Annotated in this window: 6 protein-coding genes; 5 read left to right on the top strand and 1 reads right to left on the bottom strand. The window is 75.2% G+C overall.

All coding sequences use genetic code 11. The features are described from left to right. Positions 1-130: 130 nt before the first annotated feature. Complete coding sequence (gene tkt, locus AB6N23_RS00575) at positions 131-2,299, bottom strand: transketolase (protein ID WP_412863759.1); 2,169 nt, start codon at positions 2,297-2,299, stop codon at positions 131-133. Between the two features lie 506 nt (positions 2,300-2,805). Here tkt and AB6N23_RS00570 point away from each other — a divergent pair. From AB6N23_RS00570 to scpB, 5 genes are all read left to right on the top strand, one after another. Continuing rightward, positions 2,806-3,699 (top strand): heme o synthase, encoded by an 894-nt coding sequence (locus tag AB6N23_RS00570; protein WP_412863865.1) that lies wholly within the window; start codon positions 2,806-2,808, stop codon positions 3,697-3,699. Positions 3,700-3,709: 10 nt separating this feature from the next. Continuing rightward, positions 3,710-4,651 carry a site-specific tyrosine recombinase XerD gene (locus tag AB6N23_RS00565; RefSeq protein ID WP_378199089.1) on the top strand — a complete coding sequence of 314 codons (942 nt, stop codon included), beginning with the start codon at positions 3,710-3,712 and terminating at the stop codon, positions 4,649-4,651. A 113-nt stretch (positions 4,652-4,764) separates the two neighbouring features. Continuing rightward, positions 4,765-5,628 (top strand): ParA family protein, encoded by an 864-nt coding sequence (locus AB6N23_RS00560; RefSeq protein WP_412863756.1) that lies wholly within the window; start codon positions 4,765-4,767, stop codon positions 5,626-5,628. Further along, a complete protein-coding gene (locus AB6N23_RS00555) occupies positions 5,612-6,637 on the top strand; it encodes a segregation and condensation protein A (RefSeq protein WP_412863754.1) in 1,026 nt (341 codons plus the stop codon). Before AB6N23_RS00560 ends, AB6N23_RS00555 begins: the two co-directional genes overlap by 17 nt. Continuing rightward, positions 6,634-7,329, top strand: a complete 696-nt coding sequence (gene scpB / locus AB6N23_RS00550; RefSeq protein ID WP_412863752.1) for an SMC-Scp complex subunit ScpB — start codon at positions 6,634-6,636, stop codon at positions 7,327-7,329. The genes AB6N23_RS00555 and scpB overlap by 4 nt, the downstream gene beginning before the upstream one ends. Positions 7,330-7,430 lie beyond the last annotated feature (101 nt).

The following is a 7,430-nucleotide window of genomic DNA, read 5'->3' as shown; positions in this document are numbered from 1 at the left end:
GCCTGCTGGGGTCGTGGGTGTGGGTGGGTTGGGTTTTTCTTTCCCTTGCATGTCCAAGCCGTCCCTGTCGGTGGGGGTGGGGGGGGGGGGGGCGGGGGGCGGCCCCCCCCCCCCCCCCGCGCCGGGTGGGTCAGGCGGGCAGGTCGCCCGTGCCGGACTGGTTCGACGCCCCGGCGGTGTCGCCCGGGCCCTGGTCGCCGCGGGCGGCCGCGAGCGACTCGTGCGCGGCGGCCACGACGGCCTCCGACGTCAGCCCGAACTCCCGGTACAGCGTCTGGTAGTCCGCCGAGGCGCCGTAGTGCTCCAGCGAGACGCTGCGGCCGGCGTCGCCGACGATCTTGTGCCACGACAGCGCGATGCCGGCCTCGACCGAGACGCGTGCGCGCACGCCGGACGGCAGCACCGCCTCGCGGTACTCCTCGTCCTGCTCGGCGAACCACTCGAGGCAGGGGGCGGACACGACGCGCGTGGCGACGCCGGCCTCCTCGAGCGTGGTGCGCGCCTCGACGGCGAGCTGCACCTCGGAGCCGGTCGCGATCAGCACCACGTCGGGCGTGCCGCTCGAGGCCTCGAGCAGCACGTACGCGCCGCGGGCCACGCCCTCGGCCGACGCGAAGCCGTCCTCGCCGCGCGGGAAGGTGGGGACGTTCTGCCGCGTCAGGACGAGCGCGACGGGACCGTCGGTGCGCTCGAGCGACGCCTTCCACGCCTGCGCGGTCTCGTTGGCGTCCGCGGGGCGGACGACGGCGAGGCCGGGGATGGCGCGGACGGCGGTGAGGTGCTCGACCGGCTGGTGCGTCGGGCCGTCCTCGCCGAGGCCGATGGAGTCGTGCGTCCACACGTAGGTGACGTTCACGCCCATGAGCGCCGCGAGGCGCACGGACCCGCGCATGTAGTCGGAGAACGTGAAGAACGTGCCGCCGTACGGACGCGTGAGGCCGTGCAGGCGGATGCCCGACAGGATCGCGCCCATCGCGTGCTCGCGGATGCCGAAGTGCAGCGTGCGGCCGTACTGGTCGCCGGCGAACTCGTGCGTCGAGCGCTTGGCCGGGATGAACGACGGCTCGCCCTTCATCGTCGTGTTGTTCGAGCCGGCGAGGTCGGCGGAGCCGCCCCACAGCTCGGGCAGCACGGGGGCGAGGGCCGCGAGGACCTCGCCCGAGGCAGCGCGCGTCGCGACGGCCTTGCCGGCCGGGAACGTCGGCAGGGCGTCGGCCCAGCCCTCGGGCAGCTCGTCGGCGCGGAGGCGGTCGAGCAGGGCCTTGCGCTCCGGGTTCGCCGCGGCCCACGCGTCGAACTTCTCCTGCCAGGCGGCGCGCTCCTGCTTCGCCCGGTCGGCGAGCGCGCGCGTGTGGGCGATGACCTCGGGGTCGACGTCGAACGACTTCTCGGGGTCGAAGCCGAGCAGCTCCTTCAGGCCGCGCACGGCGTCGCCGCCGAGCTTCGAGCCGTGCGAGGAGTGGTCGTCCGTCTTGCCCGGCGTCGGCCACGCGATGAGCGTGCGGACGCGGATGAACGACGGCTTGTCGGTGACGGCCTTCGCCGCCTCGAGCGCCGCGTGCAGCGCGTCGACGTCCTCGCGGTACTCGCCGCCCGCGGTCCAGTCCACCGACTGCACGTGCCAGCCGTACGCCTCGTAGCGCGCGACGACGTCCTCGGTGAACGCGATCTCGGTGTCGCCCTCGATGGAGATGTGGTTGTCGTCCCACAGCACCACGAGGTTGCCGAGCTCCTGCGTGCCGGCGAGCGAGCTCGCCTCGCTCGTCACGCCCTCCTGCAGGTCGCCGTCGGACGCGACGACGTACACGTGGTGGTCGAACGGGCTCTGGCCCGGCGCCGCGTCGGGGTCGAGCAGGCCGCGCTCGCGGCGGGCCGCCATGGCGAGGCCGACGGCGGACGCCAGGCCCTGCCCGAGCGGGCCCGTGGTGATCTCGACGCCCGCCGTGTGGCGGTACTCGGGGTGGCCCGGCGTCTTGGAGCCCCACGTGCGCAGCGCCGCGAGGTCCTCGAGCTCGAGGCCGAAGCCGCCGAGGTAGAGCTGGATGTACTGCGTCAGGCTGGAGTGCCCGGCGGACAGGACGAACCTGTCCCGGCCCAGCCAGTGGGGGTCGGTCGGGTCGTGCCGCAGGACGTCGTGGTAGAGCAGGTAGGCCACGGGGGCGAGGCTGATCGCCGTGCCCGGGTGGCCGTTGCCGACCTTCTCCACCGCGTCGGCGGCGAGGACGCGCACGGTGTCCACCGCACGCAGGTCCAGATCCGACCAGCCCACGGTCGAGGCCAGGGGAGCCTTCGCGTTCACCACACCTCATTCCCGCCCCGCGCGAGCGGGACGTCGCTGTCGAGCGTCACCCGGGCGCCGGCCAGGGGGGCCACGTCCCGGGGTGCGGCCCGTCACGTCGTCGGACGGGCTCGTGCTCGTCGAGCCTATAGCGGACCGCGCGGGCCGCGCGCTGAGGGTCCATCCTGCGGGAAAGCGCTTGCCGCGCGATGCGGCTCCCGCGTGCGACGCATCTCACGCCCGGCCCGGCGGACCCGTTCGTGGCCGGTCGCCCGTCGCGGGCCGGCGGGGCCGTAGCATGACGGTGACCGTGCCCGCCCGCTCATGAACGGACACCCCTGCGCGTGCGCCCCTCCAGCCCGTCCCTCGACGCGAGCCCCGTCGTCGCCCCCGCCGGGCACGCCGGAGCCGCCGAGCGGGTGCCGACCGGGGCCGAGCCGGGAGCGGCGCCCCTGCACGAGGGCGCGGCCGCGGGCGCGACGGGCGACGACGCACCGCGCACCGTCGGCGGGCCTCCTCCGCGCGGGGTGCTCGCCCGGCTCCGCTGGACGGTCGGGCCGTACGTCGCGCTGACGAAGCCGCGCGTCATCGAGCTGCTGCTCGTCACGACCATCCCCACCATGTTCCTCGCGGCGGGCGGCTTCCCGCCCCTGGGCCTGGTCGTGGCGACGCTCGTGGGCGGGGCCGGCGCGGCGGGCGCCGCGAACACCCTGAACCAGTACCTCGACCGCGACATCGACGCGGTCATGAACCGCACCCGCCGGCGCCCGATCGTCACCGGGCGGGTCACGCCGCGCGCCGCGCTGGTCTTCGGCGCCGTGCTCGGCGTGGTGTCGCTCGCGTGGTTGTGGCTGGCGGTCAACCCGGCGTCCGCGCTGTTCACGGGCGCGGCCATCGCCATCTACGTGGTCGGCTACACGATGATCCTCAAGCGCCGCACCCCGCAGAACATCGTGTGGGGCGGTGCCGCGGGCTGCATGCCGGTCGTCATCGGCTGGTCGGCCGTCACCGGCGGCGTCTCCTGGTCGGCGCTGCTGCTGTTCGGCGTCGTGTTCTTCTGGACGCCCCCGCACTACTGGCCGCTGTCGATGAAGTTCCGCCGCGACTACGCGGCCGCGGGCGTCCCCATGCTGCCCGTCGTCGCCGCCGACACCCGCGTCGCGTGGGAGATGATCGCGTACACCGTCGCGATGATCTCCTGCTCGCTGCTCCTGGTGCCGGTCGCCGGCATGACGTGGGTGTACGCCGTGGTCGCCGCCGCGCTGGGCGCGTGGTTCCTGTGGTCCTGCGTCACGCTGCTGCAGCGCGCGCAGGACCCGCAGCGCGGTCCCCTCAAGGCGATGTCGGTGTTCCACGGCTCGATCACGTACCTGACGCTGCTGTCGGTCGCGATCGCCGTGGACGTGTTTCTCCCGCTGTGATCGACGGGCCGTGGCCGGCGACGACGCGCTGACCGCCGCCCTCGAGGGGTACCTGGCGCACCTGACGGTCGAGCGCGGGCTCGCGCCGCACACCCTCGCGGCGTACCGGCGCGACCTCACGCGGTACGTCGAGCACCTGCGTGCGACCGGCCGCACGGCGCCCGGCGACGTCACCGAGCGGGACGTCGAGGACTACGTGCTCGTCCTGCGCTCGGGGTCCGACGGGCGCGCCGCGCTGTCGCCCGCGTCGGCGGCGCGCAGCGTCGTCGCGCTGCGCGGCTGGCACCGCTTCCTCGCGCTCGACGGCCTCGCCGCGACGGACGCCGCCGCCCAGGTGCGCCCGCCGGCGCAGCCGAAGCGGCTGCCCAAGGCCATCTCCGTCGAGGCCGTGGGGCGGCTGATCGACGCCGCCGGCCTGGGCGACGGGCCCGTCCCGCTGCGCGACCGCGCCCTCCTCGAGCTCGTGTACTCCACGGGCGCGCGCATCTCGGAGGCCGTCGGGCTCGACGTCGACGACCTCGACCTGACGCCCGACCGCGCGTCGGTGCGGCTGCTCGGCAAGGGGTCGAAGGAGCGCGTCGTGCCGGTCGGCTCGTTCGCCGCGGAGGCGGTCGAGGCGTACCTGGTGCGGGCGCGGCCGGCGCTCGCCGCGGGCGGGCACGGCACGGCCGCGGTCTTCCTCAACACGCGGGGCGCCCGGCTGAGCCGGCAGTCGGCCTGGGCGGTCCTGCGCACGGCGGCGGAGCGGGCCGGGCTGGAGGGCGCCGACCACGTGTCGCCGCACACCCTGCGGCACTCGTTCGCGACGCACCTGCTCGCGGGCGGCGCCGACGTCCGCGTCGTCCAGGAGCTGCTCGGGCACGCGTCGGTGACGACGACGCAGGTGTACACGCTCGTCACGCCCGACACGCTGCGTGAGGTCTACGCGGCCAGCCACCCGCGGGCGCGGTGACGTCCGCCACGCGTCCGCGCATGCACGGAGGGTCGTCGCGGCGGGTGCACGCCGCTCCGGTAGGTTGTCCCGCGAGGTGAGCCCGGACCGGGCCCGGGGAGCGAGGTGCGCCGATGAGCCAGGAGACGACCGAGCAGCAGCTCGACGCCGTGGGGCGTCCGCTGCCCGACTTCCCCGTCCCGCCGCCGCTCGCGTCGCACGGTCCGGCGCGCGTCATCGCCATGTGCAACCAGAAGGGCGGCGTCGGCAAGACGACGACGACCATCAACCTGGCCGCGGCGCTCGCCGAGTACGGCCGCCGGGTGCTCATCGTCGACTTCGACCCGCAGGGCGCCGCGTCCGTGGGGCTGGGCATCAGCCCGCACGAGCTCGACCGCACCGTCTACAACCTGCTCATGGAGCGGGACGCCGACATCCACGCGATGATCCGGCCGACGTCCGTCGACGGGCTCGACCTGCTCCCGGCCAACATCGACCTGTCGGCTGCCGAGGTGCAGCTGGTGGGCGAGGTGGCGCGCGAGTCGGTGCTGAGCCGGGTCCTGCGGCCGGTGCTCGACGACTACGACGTCGTCCTCGTCGACTGCCAGCCGTCGCTGGGCCTGCTGACGGTCAACGCGCTCACCGCGGCGCACGGCGTCCTCATCCCGCTCGAGTGCGAGTTCTTCGCGCTGCGCGGCGTCGCGCTGCTCGTCGAGACGATCGAGAAGGTGCGCGACCGGCTGAACCCGCGGCTCGAGGTCGACGGCATCCTCGCGACGATGTACGACGCGCGGACGCTGCACGCGCGCGAGGTCGTCGCCCGCGTGCACGAGGCGTTCGGCAGCACGCTCCTGCACACGGTCATCGGCCGGACGGTGAAGTTCCCCGACGCGACGGTCGCCGCCGAGCCGATCACGGTCTACGCGCCGACGCACGCGGGTGCGACGGCGTACCGCCAGCTCGCGCGCGAGCTCGTGGCGCGTGGCGACGCCGCCTGACGGCGCGGCCGTCACGGAGCAGGGGGCGCCGGCCGGCGCGGTGACCGCCGACGCCGGGGTCGCCGCGTCGCCCGCGGGGACGCACGGCTTCGAGGTGCACCTCGACGTCTTCAGCGGCCCGTTCGACCTGCTGCTGGGGCTCATCGCCAAGCACAAGCTCGACATCACCGAGATCGCGCTCGCGCAGGTCACCGACGAGTTCATCGCGCACATCCGCACGGCGCAGCGGGCGGCGGACGCGGGCGGGCGCGGCTGGGACCTCTCGCAGGCCAGCGAGTTCCTCGTCGTGGCGGCGACGCTGCTCGACCTCAAGGCGGCGCGTCTGCTGCCGTCGGCGCAGGTAGAGGACGCGGAGGACCTCGAGCTGCTCGAGGCCCGCGACCTGCTGTTCGCCCGCCTCCTGCAGTACCGCGCCTACAAGGTGGTGGCCGCGGACCTGAGCACGCGGCTCGAGGCCGAGGCGCGCCGGTTCGGGCGCTCCGTGCAGCTGGAGCCGCAGTTCGCGGCGCTGCTGCCCGAGCTGGTGTGGCAGATGGGTGCGGACCGGCTGGCCGAGCTGGCGGCGGGTGCGCTCGCGCCGAAGCCGCCTCCGCCCGGCGTCGACATCAGCCACCTGCACGCGCCGGCCGTGAGCGTGCGGGAGCAGGCGGCCGTGCTCGTCGACCGCCTGCGGCACCAGGGCGCGGCGACGTTCCGCACGCTCACCGCGGACGCCGACGAGCCGGTCGTCGTGGTCGTGCGGTTCCTGGCGCTGCTCGAGCTGTTCCGCGAGGGCGCGGTGGCGTTCGACCAGGTCGCGCCGCTGGGCGAGCTGACGGTGCGGTGGACGGGCAGCGCCGAGGGCGACGTCGAGGTGTCCGACGACTTCGACCGGGCGGCGGGCGAGGTGCCCGACGACGCACCCGCCGCCGCGGTGACCGAGCAGGACGTGGTGGCGCTGGGTGACGCGGCGCCCGCCGACGAGGCGCCCGCCGACGAAGCACCCGCCGACGAGGAGGACGAGGCATGAACGAGGACGACACGGCGTCCGTCGAGGGCCCCGACGCGGCGCCCGGCGGCGTCGTCGACCCGCCGGTGACGGTCGCCGACGACCCCGAGGTGCTGGCGTTCGACGTCGACGCGCTGCCCGGCGGAGCGCTCGCCGCGCTCGAGGCCGTGCTCATGGTCGCGGACGAGCCGATCCCGGCGGTGCGGCTCGCGACGGCGCTCGCGCTGCCGACGGACCGCGTCGAGGCGCTGCTCGCCGAGCTGGCGGCGGAGTACCGCGGCGAGCACGGCGGGCGGGTGCGCGGGTTCGAGCTGCGGCACGCCGGCGCGGGCTGGCGCGTCTACTCGGCGGCGGCGTACGGCGACGTCGTCGGCCGCTTCGTCGTCGACGGCCAGACGGCGCGGCTGACGCAGGCGGCGCTCGAGACGCTCGCGGTCGTCGCGTACCGGCAGCCGGTGACGCGCGGCCAGGTCTCGGCGGTGCGGGGCGTCAACGTGGACGGCGTCATGCGCACCCTCACCGCGCGCGGGCTGGTCGCCGAGATGGGCACCGAGCCGACCAGCGGTGCGGTCCTCTACGGGACCACGGGATACTTCTTGGAGCGGATGGGCCTGTCGGACCTCGACGAGCTGCCCCCGCTGGCGCCGTACCTGCCCGACATCGAGGGGCTGGACGGCGTCGACACGGCTGATCTGAGGGAGAGCACACGATGAGTGGCGGAGGTCGCGGGCACCGCGGACGCGCAGGAGCGCCTGCGGGCGCGGGCGGAGGCGGCGCGCGGGGCGGCCGCGGCGGGCTGAACACCGGCGGCCCG

It is taken from the genome of Cellulomonas pasadenensis, from assembly GCF_047229365.1.
Taxonomy (GTDB): Bacteria; Actinomycetota; Actinomycetes; order Actinomycetales; family Cellulomonadaceae; genus Cellulomonas.
The sequence above is the reverse complement of the archived record's forward strand: the minus strand, read 5'-3'. Positions and strand labels throughout refer to the sequence as shown.

Bases quoted from the DNA above. Each gene is read 5' to 3' on its own strand.
- AB6N23_RS00560 (WP_412863756.1), top strand. From the start codon at position 4,765: ATGAGCCAGGAGACGACCGAGCAGCAGCTCGACGCCGTGGGGCGTCCG.
- scpB (WP_412863752.1), top strand. From the start codon at position 6,634: ATGAACGAGGACGACACGGCGTCCGTCGAGGGCCCCGACGCGGCGCCC.